Source organism: Streptomyces lunaelactis, assembly GCF_003054555.1.
Lineage (GTDB): Bacteria > Actinomycetota > Actinomycetes > Streptomycetales > Streptomycetaceae > Streptomyces > Streptomyces lunaelactis.
Genome location: NZ_CP026304.1, coordinates 3,791,332 through 3,811,883, shown reverse-complemented (window position 1 = coordinate 3,811,883; position 20,552 = coordinate 3,791,332). Strand labels below are relative to the sequence as shown.

General features: G+C 70.9%; 15 protein-coding genes. 8 read left to right on the top strand and 7 right to left on the bottom strand.

Going from position 1 to position 20,552, the window contains the following annotated elements; translation table 11 throughout:
• Window positions 1-10: 10 nt before the first annotated feature.
• Genes SLUN_RS17165 through SLUN_RS17155 form a run of 3 tightly spaced genes read right to left on the bottom strand, consistent with a single transcriptional unit; the run spans window position 11 to window position 2,359 of the window.
• Window positions 11-787: an enoyl-CoA hydratase/isomerase family protein gene (locus tag SLUN_RS17165; protein ID WP_108149317.1), complete on the bottom strand. Its 777-nt coding sequence runs from the start codon at window positions 785-787 to the stop codon at window positions 11-13.
• On the bottom strand, window positions 784-1,209 hold the full coding sequence (locus SLUN_RS17160) for a Zn-ribbon domain-containing OB-fold protein (protein ID WP_108149316.1): 426 nt from the start codon (window positions 1,207-1,209) through the stop codon (window positions 784-786). The genes SLUN_RS17165 and SLUN_RS17160 overlap by 4 nt, the downstream gene beginning before the upstream one ends.
• A gap of 1 nt (window position 1,210) precedes the next feature.
• On the bottom strand, window positions 1,211-2,359 hold the full coding sequence (locus tag SLUN_RS17155; RefSeq protein WP_108149315.1) for a lipid-transfer protein: 1,149 nt from the start codon (window positions 2,357-2,359) through the stop codon (window positions 1,211-1,213).
• A gap of 60 nt (window positions 2,360-2,419) precedes the next feature.
• Here SLUN_RS17155 and SLUN_RS17150 point away from each other — a divergent pair, with 60 nt between their 5' ends.
• Window positions 2,420-3,982 carry a FadD3 family acyl-CoA ligase gene (locus SLUN_RS17150; protein WP_108149314.1) on the top strand — a complete coding sequence of 521 codons (1,563 nt, stop codon included), beginning with the start codon at window positions 2,420-2,422 and terminating at the stop codon, window positions 3,980-3,982.
• Between the two features lie 150 nt (window positions 3,983-4,132).
• Here the strand turns inward: SLUN_RS17150 and SLUN_RS17145 are convergent, their stop codons facing one another.
• On the bottom strand, window positions 4,133-4,381 hold the full coding sequence (locus SLUN_RS17145; RefSeq protein WP_108154795.1) for a hypothetical protein: 249 nt from the start codon (window positions 4,379-4,381) through the stop codon (window positions 4,133-4,135).
• Window positions 4,382-4,591: 210 nt separating this feature from the next.
• Entirely contained in the window at window positions 4,592-7,540 is a 2,949-nt protein-coding gene (gene afsR / locus SLUN_RS17140) for an SARP-family global regulator AfsR (protein ID WP_108149313.1), read from the bottom strand.
• 258 nt (window positions 7,541-7,798) lie between these two features.
• Between afsR and SLUN_RS17135 the strand changes: the two genes are divergently transcribed.
• On the top strand, window positions 7,799-9,025 hold the full coding sequence (locus SLUN_RS17135; protein WP_108149312.1) for an amidohydrolase family protein: 1,227 nt from the start codon (window positions 7,799-7,801) through the stop codon (window positions 9,023-9,025).
• 74 nt (window positions 9,026-9,099) lie between these two features.
• Here SLUN_RS17135 and SLUN_RS17130 read toward each other — a convergent pair whose 3' ends face one another.
• Together SLUN_RS17130 and SLUN_RS17125 are read right to left on the bottom strand one after the other, a co-directional pair.
• Complete coding sequence (locus SLUN_RS17130) at window positions 9,100-10,581, bottom strand: alpha/beta hydrolase (RefSeq protein ID WP_257153748.1); 1,482 nt, start codon at window positions 10,579-10,581, stop codon at window positions 9,100-9,102.
• A gap of 320 nt (window positions 10,582-10,901) precedes the next feature.
• On the bottom strand, window positions 10,902-11,795 hold the full coding sequence (locus SLUN_RS17125; RefSeq protein WP_108149311.1) for a hypothetical protein: 894 nt from the start codon (window positions 11,793-11,795) through the stop codon (window positions 10,902-10,904).
• Window positions 11,796-12,272: 477 nt separating this feature from the next.
• Here SLUN_RS17125 and SLUN_RS17115 point away from each other — a divergent pair, with 477 nt between their 5' ends.
• The 6 genes from SLUN_RS17115 to SLUN_RS17090 all read left to right on the top strand — a co-directional run bounded on the left by SLUN_RS17115 (window position 12,273) and on the right by SLUN_RS17090 (window position 20,528).
• On the top strand, window positions 12,273-13,178 hold the full coding sequence (locus SLUN_RS17115) for an LLM class F420-dependent oxidoreductase (protein ID WP_108154793.1): 906 nt from the start codon (window positions 12,273-12,275) through the stop codon (window positions 13,176-13,178).
• Between the two features lie 10 nt (window positions 13,179-13,188).
• A complete protein-coding gene (locus SLUN_RS17110) occupies window positions 13,189-13,950 on the top strand; it encodes an SDR family NAD(P)-dependent oxidoreductase (RefSeq protein ID WP_108149310.1) in 762 nt (253 codons plus the stop codon).
• Between the two features lie 114 nt (window positions 13,951-14,064).
• Window positions 14,065-15,189 (top strand): LLM class flavin-dependent oxidoreductase, encoded by a 1,125-nt coding sequence (locus SLUN_RS17105; RefSeq protein WP_108149309.1) that lies wholly within the window; start codon window positions 14,065-14,067, stop codon window positions 15,187-15,189.
• Between the two features lie 345 nt (window positions 15,190-15,534).
• On the top strand, window positions 15,535-17,274 hold the full coding sequence (locus SLUN_RS17100; protein ID WP_108149308.1) for an N-acyl-D-amino-acid deacylase family protein: 1,740 nt from the start codon (window positions 15,535-15,537) through the stop codon (window positions 17,272-17,274).
• Window positions 17,271-18,728, top strand: coding sequence for an aldehyde dehydrogenase family protein (locus tag SLUN_RS17095; protein ID WP_108149307.1), 1,458 nt, complete (start codon window positions 17,271-17,273; stop codon window positions 18,726-18,728). The genes SLUN_RS17100 and SLUN_RS17095 overlap by 4 nt, the downstream gene beginning before the upstream one ends.
• A 228-nt stretch (window positions 18,729-18,956) precedes the next feature.
• Window positions 18,957-20,528, top strand: a complete 1,572-nt coding sequence (locus tag SLUN_RS17090) for an APC family permease (RefSeq protein ID WP_108149306.1) — start codon at window positions 18,957-18,959, stop codon at window positions 20,526-20,528.
• Window positions 20,529-20,552: the final 24 nt, after the last annotated feature.

The window sequence follows — 20,552 nt, the reverse complement described above, 5'->3', positions numbered from 1 at the left end:
TACGCCCCGGCTACCGCAGCCGGAAACCGCTCCGGCCCCGTCCGCGCCCGAAAAGCTCCGCCTGCCGCGCAGGCGGCAGATTCCCGAGCGCGATCAAGTGCGGGGCGTGCGTCCGCGCCCGCGCCCTCGCGCCCTCCCCCGCCGCCCACACCGCCCGCACTGTCCCCTGGACCGCCTCCGCCGGGTACGACGCCACCACCGCCGCCGCCCGCAGCGCCGCGGGCACGGCCTCGCCCGGGTCCGTCAGCTCCGAGACCAGGCCCGTCTCGTACGCCCGCCGCGCCGAGATCCGTTCCGCCGTTCCCATCAGCGCCATCCGCGCCACCTCGCCGGACGGCATCCGCTGGGCCATGTAGACCGACTCGTACGCGCTGACCATGCCGTACGTCGTGTGCGGATCGAAGAACGTCGCATCCCGCGAGGCAATGAGGAACTCGCTCTCCCCGAGCAGATAGAACGCCCCGCCGCACGCCATCCCCTCGACCGCCGCGATCACCGGCTTCCACAGGTCGTTCGCCTTGGGCCCGATCGTGAGCAGCGGATCGTCGATCGAGTACGGGGACGAGGGCTGCGGCACCTCCACCGAGCGGTCGATCCCGGTGCAGAACGCCCTGCCGCCCGCGCCCGTCACCACCACCGCCCGTACGGTGTCGTCGAAGCGGAACTCCCGCCACACCGTGGCCAGTTCGGCCGCCATCTCCAGGTCGATCGCGTTGTGCTTCTCGGGCCGGTCCAGCGTCACGAGTGCGACGCCCGTCTCCTTGACCGCGTCGACGCGGATGTTCATGACCGCTCCAGCAGCCAGCGCGGCACGGTGATGTCACCGAGCCGCGTGAACGCCGCCTTCACCCCGGCCCCGATCCGCAGCCGCGCCGGGTCGACGGAGTTCAGCGGCGCGTCCGGCGTCGTGACCACATTGCCCACCAGACGGATGCGGGGTGCGTCGAGCAGCTCGACGACGACCGCGTTGTAGGGGGCCTGGGCCGCGTACTCGGGCAGCAGCGGCGGGTGGGGGAGTACGTACGACCAGATTCGGCCGCGGCCGCTCATCCTGCGCCACTCGCTGTCGAAGGACCGGCAGTGCGGGCAGCAGGGCCGCGGCGGAAAGCGCAGCTCGCCGCAGGCCGCGCACGCCTGAACGCGCAGCTCGCCCTCGGCGGCGTACTCCCAGAAGGGCGCGCCGTCGTCGTCGACAACCGGTGTGAGCATCTCAACTCCTCAGCAGAACGGCCGAAGTGGGCACTCCCTCGCCCGCCGTGACCAGGCAGGTCGCGGCGTCCGGGACCTGGGCGGTGGAGCTGCCGCGCAGTTGCTTCACGCCCTCGTTGATGAGGTTGAAGCCGTGGACGTACGCCTCGGAGAGCCCGCCACCGCCGGTGTTGACCGGCAGCCGGCCGCCGATCTCCAGGGCGCCGCCCTCCGTGAAGGCCGCGCCCTCGCCGCGGCCGCAGAAGCCGTAGCCCTCCAGGGACAGCGGGATCAGCGGGGTGAACGCGTCGTAGATCTGTGCCACATCGACGTCCTGCGGACCGAAGTCGGCGGTCTTCCACAGCTGCCTGGCCGCCGTCCAGGAGGGTCCGGTCAGCGGGTCGTCGTTCCAGTAGTTGACCATCCCGTGGTGCTGGGCGGGCAGGCCCTGAGCGGCGGAGTGGACGTACACCGGCTTCTGCCGGCAGTCGCGGGCCCGCTCGGCGCTCACGATCACGCACGCCAGCGCGCCGTCCGTCTCCAGGCAGTTGTCGAAGAGACAGAGCGGCTCGCTGATCCAGCGGGCGGTCATGTACATCTCGCGGGTCAGCGGCCGTTCGTACATGACCGCGGCGGGGTTCTGGTTGGCGCGGTTGCGGCAGGCGAGGGCGACATTGAATAGGTGGTCGCGGGTGGCGCCGTACTCGTGCATGTACCGGCGGGCCAGCATGCCGATCTCGTCGGCGGGCCGCAGCAGTCCGAAGGGGCGGGTCCACTGGGCGGGGGTGGCCAGCTGGACCGCCGTGTTCTTCCAGGGCCTTGGGCCCGAGCCGCGTTTGCGTGAGCGCCAGGCGATGCCGACGCTCGCCTGGCCGGTGGCGATCGCGCCCGCGAGATGCGCGATCGTGGCGCAGGAACCGCCGCCGCCGTAACCGGCCTTGGAGAAGAAGGTCACGTCCCCGGCGCCGATGGCCTTGGCGACCTCGACCTCGTCGGTCTCCTCCATCGTGTACGAGGCGAAGCCGTTGACCTCGGAGGGATCGATCCCGGCGTCGTCGAGCGCGGCGAGGATGGCCCGGCACGCCAGGGTCTTCTCGGAGTCGGGGAGGTGTCTGGCGAAGGCCGTCTGTCCTATCCCGGCTATCGCTGCTGCGTCCTTGAGGCTCGCCATGTGGGGGAGGGTACAGCTAATCTGACGGGTAGTCAGCTACTTGTGGTGGGAGGGCTTGCGATGCGCGGCGACCTGGAGTGGGGCAGCATCCCGAAGCTGGTACGGAGCGCTGCCGAACTGTACGGAGAGCGGGAGGCCGTCGTCGAGGGCCGGACCCGGGTCTCGTACGCCGAACTGGGCGAACGCGTGGAGCGCGCGGCCGCCGCCTGCATGGCCTCGGGCGTCGAACCGGGCGACCGGGTCGCGGTCTGGGCGCCCAACACCCTCGACTGGATCGTCTCGGCGCTCGGCGCGGTGACGGCCGGGGCGGTACTGGTACCGCTGAACACCCGCTTCAAGGGCGGCGAGGCGGCGTACGTCCTGCAGCGCAGCCGCGCCAAGCTCCTCTTCGTCACGGGCACCTTCCTGGGCACCTCGTACGTGGCGTCCCTGCGCCGGGCGGAGGTGGACCTTCCGCACCTGGAGCAGGTGGTGGTGCTGGCGGACAGCGCCCCCGAGGACTTCCGTACCTGGAAGGACTTCCTGGCGGGCGGCGACGGCATCTCATCGGCGCAGGTTCGCACCCGCGCCGACGCGATCGACTCCTCCGCGCCCTCCGACATCGTCTTCACCTCGGGCACGACGGGCCGGCCCAAGGGCGCCGTCATCACCCATGCGCAGACGCTGCGCTGCTACGACGTGTGGAGCGAACTCGCCGGACTGCGCGAGGGCGACCGCTATCTGATCGTGAACCCCTTCTTCCACACCTTCGGCTACAAGGCGGGCATCATCGCCTGCCTGACGCGGGGCGCGACGATGGTCCCGCAGCCGGTCTTCAACGTGGACACGGTCCTGGCCAATATCGCCTCCGAACGCATCTCGGTGCTGCCGGGCCCGCCCACCCTCCACCAGTCGCTGCTCGACCATCCGGCCCGCGACGCCCACGACCTCTCGGCACTCCGCCTGGTGGTCACGGGCGCGGCGGTCGTCCCGCTCCGGCTGGTGGAGCGGCTGCGCAACGAGCTCCATATCGCCACGGTCCTCACGGCGTACGGCCTCTCCGAGGCGAGCGGCATCGTCACCATGTGCCGCCGCGGCGACGCCCCCGAGACGATCGCGTCCACCTCGGGCCGCGCGATACCCGGCACAGAGGTGCGCGTACTGGCCGGCACGGGCGAGCCGGGCGAGGTCCTGGTGCGCGGACACAACGTGATGCAGGGGTACTTCGAGGACCCGGACGAGACGGCGGAGGCCGTCGACGCGGACGGCTGGCTGCACACCGGTGACGTCGGCGTGCTCGACCCGCAGGGCAATCTCCGTATCACCGACCGGATCAAGGACATGTTCATCGTCGGCGGCTTCAACGCCTACCCGGCGGAGATCGAGCAACTGCTGGGCCTGCACCCCGATGTGGCGGACGTGGCGGTCATCGGCGTCCCCGATCCGCGGCTGGGCGAGGTGGGCAGGGCGTACGCGGTACGGCGCCGGGCCTCGACGCTCACGGCGGACGACCTGATCGCGTGGGCGCGGCGGGAGATGGCGAACTACAAGGTCCCGAGGGAGGTCGAGTTCGTGACCGAGCTGCCGAGGAACGCGAGCGGGAAGGTGCTCAAGACGGAGCTGCGGTCGCGGGCGGGAGGCTGACCGGCAGGGGCCTTGCCGGCGCGCGCCCGACCGGCGTGCCTGATCGGTGCGCGGGGCCGGCGCGCGCCTGACCGGGCGCGGACATGCCGCGGCCGCGACGGCTCCCCCTCCGCGCCGCCGCGGCCGCCCCCCGTTCATAAGGAGTCCGGATCAGCCCTTGGGCGGGACCGGCGCGTGGTGGTCGCCCTGAGTGGTGGCCCCGCCGTCGGCCAGGAGCTTCGGCGGCACGGGCGCGTGGTGGTCACCCATCGTGGTGATGGTGCCGTCGATGCCGTCGACCGGCGGCACCGGCGCGTGGTGGTCGCCCTGGGTGGTGATCGTGCCGTCGGCGGGCGGCGCGGGCGCGTGGTGGTCGCCCATCGTGGTGATCTCTTCCGGCTTCTTCTCGTTGCTGCTCATGGTGTCCCCCATCGGATTGCACTACCTGACCGAAGGTGGCCTTCTGCCCGGAGACTCCCCCGAGGGTCGCCGGACAGAAGGCCAGTGGAACTGTCGCCCCCGCTTGGGTGACGGTCCCGGTGATCCGCCTGCCCCCCGACGCGACGGATCGAATGCTTGGAGCATGTCGGACGAGCATAAACATTCGATGAACGCCCTGGCTCGGCGCACTCAGGCCGCGCCGCTGAGCGGGGTGAGCAACGCCCGTACTGTCTCGGCCTCCGGAGCGCCCGACTGCTCGTGCAGGAACAGGGCCTCGCGCCAGCAGGCACGCGCGCGGTCCGCCTGGCCGAGGCTGTCCAGGGCCTTGCCCAGCGTGATCAGCACATTGCCGCGCGTCCGGTCGCCGCCCATGCAGCCGATGGCGAGTGCCTGTTCGGCATGCTGAGCCGCGCGCGCCGGGCGGCGGGCCGAGAGATGCGCCTGGGCGATACGGAAGTGCGCGGTCCCTTCCCACAGGCGCTGCCGGTTCGCCTCGAACTGCTCCAGCGCCTCGGCCAGTTGCTCCAGCGCCTCGGTGTGACGCTCGGCCTGGGTGAGCGCGACCCCCAGGGCGTAGCGCGCATTGGCCAGCCGGAAGGCCTGCCCGATCTGTTCGTAGAGCGTGATGCCCTGCTCGGCCAGAGCGATGCCCTCCGAGGTACGGCCCATGGCGACATGGATACGCGAGAGGTTGCACAGGGCACTGGCCTCTCCGGGCAGGTTCCCGTCGGCGCGTGATCCTTCCCTCGCCCGGCGCAGGTGGGCCTCGGCCTCCTCGTTGCGCCCCTGGATGAAGGCGATGATGCCGCGGTCGTTGTCGGACCAGTACACGGGCGCCGGGTCGTGCGCGGCCCGCGCGAGCACGGCCGCCTGCTTGGCCTCCTCGTCCGCCTGCTCATAACGGCCCGCGACCAGATGGACGTTGGTCAGCGACGTCCGGGCCCGCCCCTCGGTGCGGGTGTCGCCGACGGCGCGTGCCGCGTCGAGCGCCGCGAAGGCGACAGTCTCGTACACCTTGGAGTTCGCGCCGGACTCGGCCAGGTCCTGTGCCACCCACATCAGGTCGACGGCGGGGCGGAGCCGCGCCCCACCGGCGGACTGTCGCGCGCAGGCCAGCAGGCAGTGCGCTTCCGCGTAGAACCAGTCCTGTGCGTCCTGCCGGTCGGTGAATTCGACTCCCGCGTGGCAGGTCGCTTCCAGGTGGTCGACCAGCCGGTCGCCCGGCCGCTCGATCGCGAACACCCGTGACGCCGTCACGAGATAGAAGTCAAGGAGCCGCGACAGCGCCAGCTCCCGCTCCACCGGCGGCTGTTCGTCTCTCTCCGCACATGCACGCGCGTAGAGCCGTACGAGGTCGTGGTACCGGTACCTGCCCGGCGCCGCCGACTCCAGCAGCGAGGTGTCGACCAGCGCCTCCAGCAGGTCCTCGGTCTCCTGGGCCGGGAGGCCCACCACCGCCGCGGCCGCGGCGAGGGAGATGTCCGGGCCGTCCGCGAGGCCGAGGAGGCGGAAGGCGCGGGCCTGGGCCGGCTCGAGCTGGCCGTAGCCGAGTTCGAAGGTGGCCTTCACCGCGAGGTCGCCGGCCTGCAGTTCGTCCAGGCGGCGGCGCTCGTCGGCGAGCTTGGCGGCCAGCACCGAGACCGTCCAGGTGCGGCGGGCCGCCAGCCGGGAGGCGGCGATACGGATCGCGAGCGGCAGGAAGCCACAGGCCGCGACCACATCGAGGGCCGCCTTGCGCTCCGAGGTGACCCGCTCCTCGCCGACGATGCGTGTGAAGAGCTGCAGCGCCTCCTCCGGTGACATCACATCCAGGTCGACGAGGTGCGCGCCGGCCAGGTCGACCATCCGGACGCGGCTGGTGACCAGGGCCGCGCAGCCCGCCGTGCCGGGCAGCAGCGGGCGGATCTGGGCCGCGTCGCGGGCGTTGTCGAGGAGGACCAGGATGCGGCGGCCGTCCAGCGTCGAGCGGTACAGCGCGGCCCGCTCGTCCAGGGTGTCCGGAATGGCGGAGTCCGCCGTGCCGAGGGCACGCAGGAACGCGCCCAGGACGGTCTCCGGTTCGGCGGCGCGGTTGCCCGCGCCCTGGAGGTCGACGTACAGCTGGCCGTCCGGGAAGTGCGGGCGGGCCTCGTGCGCGACATGGACCGCGAGGGTCGTCTTGCCGACGCCGCCTATGCCCGCGAGCGCCGAGACCGCCATCACCGAACCCTCGGCGGTGGCGAGCTGGTCGCCCAGTTCGCGTACGAAGGAGGCCCGGCCGGTGAAGTCGGGGACCGTGGCGGGGAGTTGGGCGGGCCGGGTGACCTGGGGGGCCGGGGCGGGTGCCTCGCTGGGCCGGGCCAGTTCCGCGTCGGCCTGCAGGATGCGCTGCTGGAGCCGGGAGAGCTCGGGGCGCGGGTCGACGCCCAGTTCCTCGGCGAGCAGCCGGCGGGTGTCGGCGTACACGGCCAGCGCCTCGGCCTGCCGTCCGCTGCGGTACAGGGCCAGCATCAGCAGCTCCCGCAGCCGCTCCCGCAGCGGGTGCGCGGCGGTGAGGGCGGTCAGCTCGGAGACCGCCTCCGCGTGCTGGCCGACCTCCAGATCGAGGTCGAGGCGGGTCTCCAGGAGCTGGAGGCGCCACTCCTCGAGACGGGCCCGCTGGTTCTCGGCGTACGGCCCGGGCACATTGGCCAGCGGTTCGCCGTCCCACAGCCCCAGCGACTTGTTGATCAGCGCGCGGGCCTGGCCGCGCTCCCCGGCGGCGCGCGCCTTCTCCGCTTCCGTGGCCAACTCCTGTGCCACCGCGAGGTCGAGGGCGTCGCGCCTGATCCGCAGCGCATAGCCGCCCGACTCGCTGACCAGGGCGTTGGCGGTGAGGATCTTGCGCAGCCGCGAGGCGTACGTCCGGATGGCGGCGAGCGCCTGCGAGGGAGGTTCCTCGCCCCAGATCGCATCGATGAGCTCGGAGGCGGTCGCCGTTCGGCCGTCGCGCATCAACAGGGCGGCGAACAGGGCGCGTTGCTGCGGTGAACCGGACGGCAGCGCCTCCCCGCCGCGCCAGGCACGCACCGGGCCGAGCACGCTGAAGCGCAGGTCAACGACGCTGCTCTGCTCCGGAGTCCACTGCTCCGGTACGCGTGGCCCGCTGTCACGGTCCATAGCTGCTCCCTGCCCCCGTACTGCCGGAATCGCCCTCGACAGTCTGCCCTGTGCATGGCGGCCCCGTCAGCAGCGGGGCGTCTCCATATCGCCCCTGCCCGCGTCGGGTTGTGAGCTAACCCCTGCCGGCGATCTTCGGGTGTGATCTTCGTCGGCAGCGGCTGCTGCGCGCTACCGGTCGCCTCGGCGGTGGCGGTCGGGGTTACGGTCGGGACGCAGTAGCTGACGACTCGTCAGATTGGCGCTACCGTGGAGCGCATGGAGACCTTCCCGAAGATCATCTCGGTGGACGACCACACGGTTGAGCCCCCCAACGTCTGGCGGGACCGGCTCCCGTCGAAGTACCAGGACACCGGCCCGCGGATCGTCCGGGCGCCCCTGAAGGAAATGACCTTCCTGGGCGGCAGGTTCGCCCCGGTGATGGGCGCGAAGGGCGACGACGGGCCGACAGGCGACTGGTGGGTGTACGAGGATCTGCACCGGCCACTGACCCGCCTGGACACGGCGGTCGGCTACGACCGCGACGAGATCAAGCTCGAGGTCATCACGTACGAACAGATGCGACCGGGCTCCTTCAGCGTCCCGGAGCGGCTGGCGGACATGGACGTCAACCACGTCCAGTCGGCGCTCTGCTTCCCGACCTTCCCGCGCTTCTGCGGCCAGACCTTCACCGAGGCGAAGGACCGCGAACTGGGGCTGCTGGGGGTGCGGGCGTACAACGACTGGATGGTGGAGGAGTGGTGCGGCCCGCAGGCGCACGGCCGTCTCATCCCGCTCACGCTCATCCCCCTCTGGGACGCGGAGCTGGCGGCGGCGGAGGTCCGGCGGAACGCGGCGCGGGGGGTGCGGGCGGTCGCCTTCTCGGAGATACCGCCGCACCTCGGGCTGCCGTCGGTGCACACGGACGAGTGGGACCCGTTCCTGCGGGCGTGCGACGAGACGGGGACGGTGATCGCGATGCACATCGGCTCGTCGTCGAGGATGCCGTCGACGTCCGCCGACGCGCCGCCGGCCGTCGGTTCGACGATCACCTTCGCCAACTGCTGCTTCTCGATGGTCGACTGGCTGATGAGCGGCAAGCTGGAACGCTTCCCCGGCCTGAAGATCATGTACGCGGAGGGCCAGATCGGGTGGATCCCGTACATCCTCGAGCGCGCGGACGTGGTGTGGGAGGAGAACCGGGGCTGGGGCGGGGTGGCGGACAAGGTGCTGCGGCCGCCGTCGGAGGTGTTCGCCGAGCATGTGTACGGGTGCTTCTTCGACGACGCGTTCGGGCTGAAGAACCTGGACGCGATCGGGGTGGGGAACGTCCTGTACGAGACGGACTACCCGCACTCGGACTCCACCTGGCCCAAGTCCAAGGAGGTCGGCGAGTCCCAGATGGGCCACCTGGCGCCGGACGTGGTGGACCGGATCGTACGGGGGAACGCGATCGAGCTGCTCGGCCTCACACCGGATGGGCTGTGGCCCGGACCGGGGGCGTGACGGCCGTACGAACGTGCGGCCGTCGTCGCGTCCGTGGGGCCCGTCCGGTCAGGTGGCCGGGCGGGCCCGCCGCGTCACTTGGCCGGCGTCTCCGCACTGAAGGGCGGAGTGTCCTGTTCGCACGTGGCACCGGCCGGGGGGAGAACACCGCTGAGGAAGTAGCGGACCGCGTGCTCGTTGACGCAGCTGCTCGGATTGTCCAGTGCGGTGTGTCCGTACCCGTTGAGGGTGAGCAGGCGGGCGTCGGCGAGTTCCCGGGCCACGGCCTGGCCCCCCTGGTACGGGGTGGCCGGGTCGTAGGTCGGATTGACGACCAGAACGGGGTGAGCGGTGGGCCGGTCCCAGGGACCGGCGTAGCTCGCCGCGGCTTTCGCCCGCCATGACGCACACGGCTCGTTGGCCCAGACCCACCAGTGCCCGAGATCCCCTGCCCGCGCCGTGCTCAGCCGGTCGAGTGCGACATACCGTTGCGGGTCACGGGGGTTGGGGCTCTCCGCGCACAGCACGGCGAGGGGCTGTTCGAAGCCGGGATACCGCGGGGGACCCGGAGACGCCGGGGGTTCCTGGGGGGCGTGGCCCTCCCACAGTGTCTGCAGCGTTTCCGCCGTGCCGTTCCAGCCCGGGTGGACCGTGTACAGGCCACCCCGGACCTCGCTCACGGTTCTCGCGTAGGTCCAGGACCCCACGGGCTGCGCTTCGAGGCGGCGCATCAACTCGTTGAACTTGGCCCGGGTCGCCCCCGGGTTTCCTGCGGAGAACGCACAATGACTGACCGGTGCACCCCCGCACAGCTCGAGAAACTGCCCAAGGGTGTCGGCCGAGCCCAGATCCGACTCCAGGCGCAGGAAGGTGTTCAGCCTGGGCTCTTTCCTCGAACCGCCGTTCACCCAGGCTTCCGGATCGACGTTCCCGTCCAGCACCAGGCGGCCGACTCTGGACGGGAACAGGTTCGCGTAGGTCGCCCCCAGGAGAGTGCCGTACGAAATGCCCCAGTAGCGGAGGCGCTCCTCACCCACGGCCCGGCGCAACCGGTCGAGGTCCCGGGCGACGTCGGCGGTCGAGATGTGGCGCAGCAACTCCGGTTCGCGCTGCTCGCAGCGCCGGGCGAGATCGGCGTACGCCGCGATGTAGGCCCTGCGCTCCTCCCTGCCCACGGGAAACGGAGGAACAGGCTCGTGCCATGCGATGGCCTCTTCCGCGGTGTCGAAACACCGCACCGGGGTGCTCTCTCCGACGCCGCGCGGGTCCCAGCTGACGATGTCGTACCGTTCCCGCAGCTGTTCGGGGAACTTCTCGTACAGCTCCGGCAGCCCTACGGTCCCCGCGCCGCCGGGCCCTCCGGGGTTGAAGAACAACGACGCTGTCCGTCGTCCGGGAGCAGTGGCCCTGTGCCTGATCACCGCCAGGTCGATGGTCCGCGACCGGGGGCGGGTGTAATCCAGCGGGACCTTTGCCACGGCGCACTCGAATCCCTGCTGTGCTTCGCCTTCGCAGGGCTTCCAGCGCAGCACTGTGGCCCCGTCGCTCACGGGGGCCACGGGGGCCACGGGGGCCACGGGGGCTCCTCCGCGGGGCAGCTCGACCGCGCTCGAACCGCTCACCACGGCGGAGGAGAGCAGAAGGGCCCCGGCGGCGCACGCGGCACCACGGCCTCGCCAACCGGTCCTGACTCGTGGCATCGGCAGACCCTTCGTGTGCACGGCGGCTCGCGTCCGGGCGCCGTCCGTCGGCAGGCCCACTGTCATCCCACGGGCCGTGTCGGTGCCGTGCAACAGGCGGGCATCCGAACGGGTGGCGCTGTGAGCGGGGCACGACGAAGAGGCCGCGCCCCCCGTGCGGGCGCGGCCTCCTCGGTACTCGGTCAGCAGGGCTTCGCTCAGCCGAAGAAGACCGACGAGACGGTGTTGTCGAACCCGATGGCGGACAGGTCGGCGACATTGCCGTTGACGACCTTGGACGTGCCCTTGCAGTCCTTCTCGGACCAGATCTTCAGGGAGCCGGAGGCCTGGAGGGACGAGGTGGCGTTGTCGCGGCCGACGTTCTGGCAGCCGGCGCCGGCGAGACCCTCGGAGGGGTCGCCGAAGTTCTTCTCGTCGGAGAGGGTGACGCTGCTTGCGGTCTTGCCGCCCGCGGGGGCCCCGCCCTCGGGGGCGCCGGCCTTCTGCCCGTCCGGGGTCACGCCGAACCACGTCCCGCCGACGCCCTGCCCGTTGGTGTCACCGGGCTTCAGGTCCTTGCTGAACCGGTAGACGGGCCAGCCGCCGACCGTCACCTGCAGCGACCCGTCGTCCCGCTTGACCACGCCGACGTCGGACTTCTTGACCCCGTCGATGAAGATCTTGCCGCCGGGAGCGACGACGACGGGCGGCCAGGTGACGGCGCAGGCACCGTTGCAGTTCGACTTCGAGGGCTTGGCGTCGTCCGGGTCGAACCGGTAGAGCGTGAAGCCCGCACCGTTGACCACCACGGGGTCGAGGTTCCCGGCCTTGGAGGCGCTCAGCTGAACCCACTTCTTCGCCACGGGCTTCTCGGCGGGCTTGCCCGGGCTGTTCGCCCAGTCCCCGGTCTTGGGCTGCGCCTTGTTCTGCTGAGCGGTCCCGCTCAGGAAGTTCAGCTGCTGCGCCCCGCCCTGCCCGGCCTCCTGCCCGGCAGTCGCGGACGTGGCGGGTGCGGCGGCACCCGTCTCGGCGTCGGTCCCATTGCACGCGGTAAGCAGCAGGGCACCGGCGGCGGCGGCACTGGCGATCATCCCGAAGCGCTTGCTGATCATTGTTCTCTCCCCGTCTCATTCGCTCCGGACCTCCCGGAGCCTTCGCCACGGAGTACGGGCGGGCTTTCCGGGGCCCCTCACCCGGTTACGTGCCTGAGACACGTACGGGACGGACCGGGGTCAACGGAGCCGGGACCTGGACGTTCCGGGCCCCGGCGGTGCTCGGGCCTGCGGCTGCCCTGGTCCGACCGGCTCGCCCGCGCATGGCCTTCGCCGGCGTCAGCCTCACCGCCGAGGGGTCGGACGAGCCCGCCGCCCGAGCCGGCACGGTCTACGCCCTGCTCGGCCGAGACCGGCCATCGCCACCCCGCTCGGTCCGGCGTGAGCCGACCCGGTCGGCCTCGCCTCCCGCGCACCCCCTTGTCTGATGGACCGTCAGGTACGACGATGGCCCCGTCCAGCCAGTTGACGTAGCGTCAGATCAGGCGAGGAGGCGGCACGGTGCAGGTACTGCCCGATGGGCGGCTGTCGTACGGGATGCAGCTCCCGGTCCAGTCGCAGAGCACCATCTACGCGGAGCCGTGGGAGGCCGAAGCCGGAGCCGAGGACCTCGCCGAGATCGCGCGGACCGCCGACCGTGCCGGGTTCGCGTATCTCGCGACCTGTGACCATGTCGCGATCCCGCGCCGCCTCGCCGATGCGATGTCGACCGTCTGGTACGACCCCGTCGCCACCCTCTCCTTCCTCGCCGGGATCACCGAACGCGTGCTGCTGCTCAGTCATGTCGCCGTCGTCGGGCTGCGGCACCCCCTCGTGAGCGCCAAGCAGTACGCGACCCTCGACCATCTCTCCGGCGGGCGCCTGGTCCTCGGGGTCGGGGCCGGGCATGTGCAGGAGGAGTTCGAGGCGCTCGGCGTCGACTTCGCCGCGCGTGGGCCCGTGCTCGACGAGACCATCGACGCGCTCAGGGCGGCGCTCGGCGAGGAGGAGTACCCCGAGTTCGCCGGGGAGCGGTTCTCCTTCAGCGGGCTCGGGCAGCGGCCCAGGCCGGCCCAGCAGCGGGTACCCCTCTGGGTGGGCGGCTCCTCGCCCGCCGCCGTGCGCCGCGCCGCCGTACGGGGTGACGGCTGGCTGCCCCAGGGCGACCCGCGCGGCAAACTCCCTGCCCAGATCGCCAGGTTGAAGGCCCTGCGCGCCGAGGCAGGTGTCACCGAGCCCATCGAGATCGGGGCCATCGCCGAGCCGCTGTATGTGGGGGAGCCCTCCTGGGAGACCGGCCGCAGGACCCTCACCGGCAAGCCGGACGCGCTCGCCGAGTCGCTGCGCGCCTACGCCGCGATGGGCGTGCACCAGATCCAGGTGCGGTTCCGCAGCCGGAGCCGTACCGAACTCACCGACCAGATGGCGGCGTTCGCCGCCGACGTGGCCCCGCATCTGAACTGAGGAGACTGGCATGGGAAAGCTGGACGGGCGCGTCGTCCTCATCACCGGCGCGGCGCGCGGGCAGGGCGAGCAGGAGGCGCGGCTCTTCGCGGCCGAGGGCGCCAAGGTGGTGATCGCGGATGTGCTGGACGACCAGGGTGAGGCGCTCGCGAAGGAGCTGGGCCACGACGAGGCCCGCTACGTCCACCTCGACGTCAGTCAGGAGGCCGACTGGACCGCCGCCGTCGCCGCCGCGAAGGAGGCGTTCGGGAAGGTCGACGGCCTGGTCAACAACGCGGGGATTCTGCGGTTCAACGAGCTGGTCTCCACCCCGCTGGAGGAGTTCCAGCTGGTCACGCAGGTCAACCAGGTCGGCGCCTTCCTCGGCATCCGCAGTGTCGCGCCCGAGATCGAGGCGGCCGGCGGCGGCACGATCGTCAACACCGCCTCGTACACGGCCCTGACCGGCATGGCGGGCGTGGGCGCGTACGCCGCGACCAAGCACGCCATCCTCGGCCTGACCCGGGTGGCGGCCGTGGAGCTGGCCGCCAAGAGGATCCGGGTCAACGCGGTCTGCCCGGGTGCGGTGGACACCCCGATGAGCAACCCGGACGGGGTGGACCCGGCGGCGGTGGGTGAGCTGTACCGGAAGCTCGTGCCGCTCGGCCGGATCGGCCGGCCGGAGGAGGTGGCGAAGCTGGCGCTCTTCCTGACCAGCGAGGACTCCTCGTACATCACCGGCCAGCCCTTCGTCATCGACGGCGGCTGGCTGGCCGGCGTGAGCATCTTCTGACTGAGCGTCAGGTATTGGCGGCGTCAGGTATTGACGCCTCTCGCGCGCGGTGGAACAGTCGAGCACATCCAGATCTGACGGTTCGTCAGAAACATCGGACGGTGGTGAACCCCCTTGGAATTCGGGCTCTTTGTACAGGGATACGTCGGCAAGCGCGCCGAGACCGACCCGCTCGCGGAGCACAAGGCGCTGATGGAGGAGACCGAGTACGTCATCCAGGCCGACAAGTCCGGCTTCAAGTACGCCTGGGCCTCCGAGCACCACTTCCTGGAGGAGTACTCGCATCTGTCCGCGAACGATGTGTACCTCGGGTACCTCGCGCACGCGACGGACCGGATCCACCTGGGCTCGGGCATCTTCAACCCGCTGGCGCCCGTGAACCACCCCGTGAAGGTCGCCGAGAAGGTCGCGATGCTCGACCATCTCTCCGAAGGACGCTTCGAGTTCGGGACGGGCCGCGGGGCCGGCAGCCACGAGATCCTCGGCTTCATGCCCGGCATCACCGACATGAACCACACCAAGGAACTCTGGGAAGAGACCATCGGCGAGTTCCCCAAGATGTGGCTCCAGGACGAGTACGTCGGCTTCCAGGGCAAGCACTGGTCGCTGCCGCCGCGCAAGATCCTGCCGAAGCCGTACGGGAAGTCCCACCCGGCCATGTGGTACGCGGCCGGCTCCCCGTCCTCGTACGCCATGGCGGGCAAGAAGGGCCTCGGTGTCCTGGGCTTCAGCGTGCAGAAGGTCTCCGACATGGAGTGGGTCGTCGAGTCGTACAAGACGGCCGTCAAGGAGGCGAAGGCGATCGGCGACTTCGTCAACGACAACGTGATGGTGACATCGACGGCGATCTGCGCGGAGACGCACGAGAAGGCCGTCGAGATAGCCGTCGGCGGAGGGCTCAACTACCTCCAGTCGCTGCTCTTCCGCTACCACGACACCTTCCCGCGGCCCGAGGGCATCCCCGAGTGGCCGGAGCTGCTGCCGGAGTACAGCGCGGAGATCATCGAGCTGCTGATCGCGGAGGAGCTGATGATCTGCGGCGACCCGGGGGAGGTGCTGCAGCAGTGCAAGCGGTGGGAGCAGGCGGGGGCGGACCAGCTGAGCTTCGGCCTCCCGATCGGGATCTCGCGGGAGGACACGCTGCGGTCGATCCGGCTGATCGGTGAGCACGTGATCCCGCAGATCGACACGGATCCGGTCCACCGGACGACCCGTTTCCGCCAGGCGGCGGGAGCGTAGGGCGACCCGTACCTGGGGCTCCGCCCCAGACCCCGCGCCTCAATCTCCCCCTACGCCCTGCGGGCGTGGGGGGACCCCCAGCGGGGCTTGAGGTTGCCGGTCCGGCAACTCAAGCCCGTCCGGCGATTGAGGACACGGCCGGAGGCCGTACGGGGTCCGGGGCTTGCCCCGGTTGCGTGAAGGGGCGGGTAGGGGAACAAGCCACCCCGCCCACAGAAACGGCGGCGGCCTCCCGGACCGCCGTCCCCAGGTTCCGGCCGGGTGCCCGTGGCAGCGGCCTGCCACCCGCCCCGGCCGGAACCACGAACCACCCACACGCAGACCCACACGCCGAAGGGACCCGTCATGCTCGACCACCTCATTCGCTCGGCGACCGTCGTGGACGGGACGGGCGCGCCCGCGTACGTCGCCGACGTCGGGATACGCGACGGGCGCATCGCCCTCATCGCCGCACCCGGAACCGTCGACGAGGAGGCCACGACGAGCGAGGACGCGTCCGGGCTCATCCTCACCCCCGGGTTCGTCGACCCGCACACGCACTACGACGCCCAGCTGTTCTGGGACCCGTACGCCACCCCCTCCATGAACCACGGAGTGACCACTGTCGCCGGCGGCAACTGCGGCTTCACCCTCGCCCCGCTCAACCCCGACCGGCCCGAGGACGCCGACTACACGCGCCGCATGATGTCCAAGGTCGAGGGCATGTCACTGGTCGCCCTGGAAGAGGGCGCGCCCTGGAACTGGCACACCTTCGGCGAGTACCTGGACGCGCTGGAGGGCCGGATCGCCGTCAACGCGGGCTTCATGGTGGGCCATTGCGCCCTGCGCAGGCATGTCATGGGCCCCGACGCGGTCGGCGGCCTGCCCACGCCCGAGCAACTCGACCAGATGCTCGGGCTCTTCCACGACGCGATGGCCGCGGGCGCCTGGGGGCTCTCCACCACCCAGTCCTCCACCCACTCCGACGGCGACGGCAAGCCGGTCGCCTCCCGCCATGCACAGCCGGAAGAGCTGCTCGCGCTGGCGAGGGCCGTCGCCGAGCACGAGGGCACCCAGCTCGAGGCGATCGTCGCCGGCTGCCTGGACCAGTTCGCCGACGAGGAGATCGACCTGTTCGTCGAGATGAGTGCCGCGGCGGGACGGCCCCTGAACTGGAATGTGCTGACCATCGACGCGTCCGTGCCCGAGCGCGTCCCGCGCCAGCTCGAGGCGAGCGAACGGGCGAGGAGGTCCGGCGGCCGCATCGTCGCCCTGACCATGCCGATCCTCACCCCGATGAACATGTCGCTGGGCACCTTCTGCGCGCTGAATCTGATCCCCGGCTGGGGCGAGATCCTCTCCCTCCCCGTCCCCGAGCGGATCGCGAAGCTCCGCGACGCCGACGTACGGGCCGAGATGCTGCGCCGCGCGGACAGCAAGGAAGCCGGGGTCTTCCGGCGGCTGGCCTCCTTCGGGCGGTACGTCATCGGTGACACGTACTCCAAGGAGAACGACGGCCTGTCCGGCCGCGTCGTGAAGGACATCGCCGCCGAGCGCGGCCAGGACGCCTTCCACTGCCTCGTCGAGATCTGCGCCAACGACCAGCTGCGTACGGTCCTGTGGCCCATGCCCACCGACAACGACCCCGCCTCCTGGGAGCTGCGTCAGCAGACCTGGCAGCACGAGGACGTCATGCTCGGCGGCTCCGACGCCGGCGCGCATCTGGACCGGATGTGCGGGGCTCCGTACACCACCCGCTTCATCGGCGACTGTCTGCGCGGCCGCAAGCTCGTCGGCCTCGAGGAGGCGGTGAAGATGCTGACCGACGATCCGGCGCAGCTCTTCGGCCTGCGCGAGCGCGGGCGCGTGCGGGAGGGCTGGCACGCGGACCTCGTCCTCTTCGACCCCGAGCGGATCGAGGCCGGCCCGGCGACCCTCGTACACGATCTGCCCGGCGACAGCCCGCGCCTGGACGCGAAGGCGATCGGCATCGTGTCGGTGCGCGTCAACGGCGTCGAGACGATACGGGACGACCGGGTCACCGGGGCCGTACCGGGCACGGTGCTGCGTTCGGGCCGGGACACGAAGACGGTGAGCACCAAGTGAGCGATCCGCAGCGGCTGTTCATCGGCGGGGAGTGGGTCGAACCGGACCGCGGCCACTACGAGGTCGTCGACCCGGCGAGCGAGGAGACCGTCGGCCTGGCGCCCGAGGCGAGCCGCGACCAGGTGTATCAGGCCGCCGCCGCCGCTCGGGACGCCTTCGAGACCTGGTCCCGTACGAAGCCGGAGGAGCGCGCCGCGATCCTCGACGCGGCCGCGGACGTGATCCAGCGGGAGGCCGAGCCGTATGCCCGGCTCGCCCGCGCCGAGAGCGGGGCGACGACCGCGACAGCGCGCGGTATGCAGGTCGCGGTGGGCGCGGCCCGCTTCCGGCGGTACGCGAAAGGTGCGCTGGAGCCGGTCGAGCAGGGGCTGCCCCCGCAGATCAACGCCGCGGGCCCGATGGGCAGGGCGGGCGTGTTCGGGGCGCTCGCGGTACGCCGTCCGGTCGGCGTCGTCACCTGCATCACCTCGTACAACAACCCCTGGGCCAACCCGGCGGGAAAGGTCGCGCCCGCGCTCGCGATGGGCAACACGGTCGTCGTGAAGCCCGCCCCGCAGGACCCGCTCTCCGTCTACCGGATGGCCGAGGCGCTGGCGGAGGCGGGTGTGCCGCCGGGCGTCGTGAATGTGGTGACCGGCTCCGCACCGGCCGTCGGCGAGGCCGCCGTCGACTCCCCGGACGTCGACATGGTCAGCTTCACCGGTTCCACGGCGGTCGGGCAGCGCATCGCGGAGGCCTGCGGCCGCGGGATGAAGCGGCAGCTGATGGAGCTGGGCGGCAAGGGCGCGGCACTTGTCTTCGACGACGCGGACGTGGATTCCGCGGTGACGGGCATCGGCACGACGTTCTCCTTCTACAGCGGCCAGATCTGTACGGCGCCGACGCGGGTGATCGCCCAGCGCGGCATCTACGACCTGCTGGTCGAGAAGCTGACCGGTTATCTGGGGTATCTGAAGGTCGGCGACCCGGCGGAGGCGGGCACGGTGGTCGGCCCGGTGATCTCGGCGGCCCACCGTGACCGCGTCGAGTCGTACATCGAACTGGGGAGGAAGGAGGGCGCGCGCCTGGTCGCGGGCGGGGAGCGTCCTGCGCGGGAGAAGGGCTTCTATGTCGCGCCCACCCTCTTCGCCGACTGTACGAACGACATGCGCGTCGTCCGGGAGGAGATCTTCGGCCCGGTGGTCGTGGTCGTCCCCTTCGACGACGAGGACGAGGGCATCGCGCTGGCCAACGACAGCGACTACGGCCTGATCGACTACGTCTGGTCGGGCGACGTGGCGCGGGCGTTCCGGGTGGCGGGGGAGCTGCGGGCGGGCGGGGTCGGGGTGAACACCATCGGCCGCAATATGGAAGCGCCGTTCGGCGGGTTCAAGAAGAGCGGGGTGGGGCGGGACGTGGGCTCGTACGCGCTGCATGCGTACAGCGAGCTGCAGTCGATCGTCTGGCCCGGCTGACGCCTCCCTGGCACCCGTACGGGAAAATTTGAAAGTGGACATAAAGGGCAGTGCTGCGGTTTCCGCATTCCGGAAGGATTGGGCCTGGACCTCGCGATGGTCGAGCGGAGTCCATCATCGAGCTTCTATTCATCGATCATTAGTCCATCTCGACCTTGAAATTCAAGGATCAAGTGGCCGGACCTTCGGCCTCCGGATGTGGAAACCGCAGCATTTAACGTCCTGTTCATGACTCAGACGGAAGCGCGGCCCCAGGCCGGAGACACGGTAAGGGGCGCCCCCTCGGGCGAGAGCGGCGTACGCGAGAAGGGCCTCGGCGGCAATTCCGTCGGCCTCATGGGCAGCGCCGTCATCGGCATCTCCACGGTTGCCCCCGTCTACTGTCTGACCTCCACCCTCGGCTCCACCGCCGGCGAGGTCGGTCCGCAGATGCCCGCGGTGTTCCTGGCCGGCTTCCTGCCGATGCTGCTGGTCGCCTTCGCCTACCGCGAGCTGAACCGCGTGATGCCGGACTGCGGCACCTCCTTCACCTGGACGGTCAAGGCCTTCGGCCCCCGCCTCGGCTGGATGTGCGGCTGGGGCCTGGTGATCGCGACGATCATCGTGCTCTCCAACCTCGCAGGCGTCGCCACCTCCTACTTCTGGCTACTGGCCGGCGAGATCACGGGCAACGCGTCGATCGCGGCCCTGGACGACAACAAGGCCGTCCACATCGTCACCTGCCTCGCCCTCATCGCCGCCGCGACCGCCGTCAGCTACCGCGGCATGACCGCCACCAAGGGCGTGCAGTACGCGCTGGTCGGCCTCCAGCTCGTCGTCCTCGCCCTCTTCGTGGTGATGGCCTTCCAGAAGGCGGGCAGCGGCTCCTTCGACACGGGCGTCGACTTCTCCTGGTCCTGGATGAACCCGTTCGCCGTGGAGTCCTTCTCGGCCTTCACCGCCGGCCTCTCCCTGGCGATCTTCATTTACTGGGGCTGGGACGCCTGCCTCACCGCGAACGAGGAGACCACCGGCAGCGCCAAGACCCCCGGCCGCGCGGCCCTCATCGCGATGGTCGTCCTGGTCGGCTCGTACCTCGCCACCGGCATCGCCGCCCAGATGGCGGTCGGCTCCGGCGACAAGGGCCTGGGCCTCGCCAACCCGGACACCTCCGACAACGTCTTCGCGGCCCTCGCCGGCCCGGTGATGGGCCCGGCGCTGGGCATCCTGCTCTTCATCGCCGTCGTCGCCTCGGCCACGGCCAGCCTGCAGACCACGTTCATCCCGGTCGCCCGCACGGTCCTGGCGATGTCGGCGTACGAGGCCCTGCCGCCGTCGTACGCCAAGGTCCACCCGCGCTTCAAGACCCCGGGCCGCGCGACCGTCATGGCGGGCATCGCCACGGGCGTCTTCTACACGGTCATGACCCTGGTCAGCGAGCACGTCCTGGTCGACACGATCTACGCGCTCGGCCTCATGATCTGCTTCTACTACTCGATCACGGCGTTCGCCTGCGCCTGGTACTTCCGCCGCGACCTCTTCCGCTCCGCCCGCGACTTCCTCTTCAAGGGCTTCTGCCCGGTCCTCGGCGGCGTCCTGCTGACCGCGGTCTTCGGCAAGACCCTGTACGACATGTGGGACCCGGCGTACGGCAGCGGCTCGGCGGTCTTCGGAGTCGGCTCGGTCTTCGTGATCGGCGTCGGCCTGCTGGCCCTCGGCCTGGTGATCATGTTCATCACGGAGCGCCGCAGCCCGGCGTTCTTCCGGGGCGAGGTGCTGACGAAGGAGACCCCGGCGCTGGTGGTGGCGGATACTGTGTAGTTACGGCCGTCCGCCTGTCGGGAG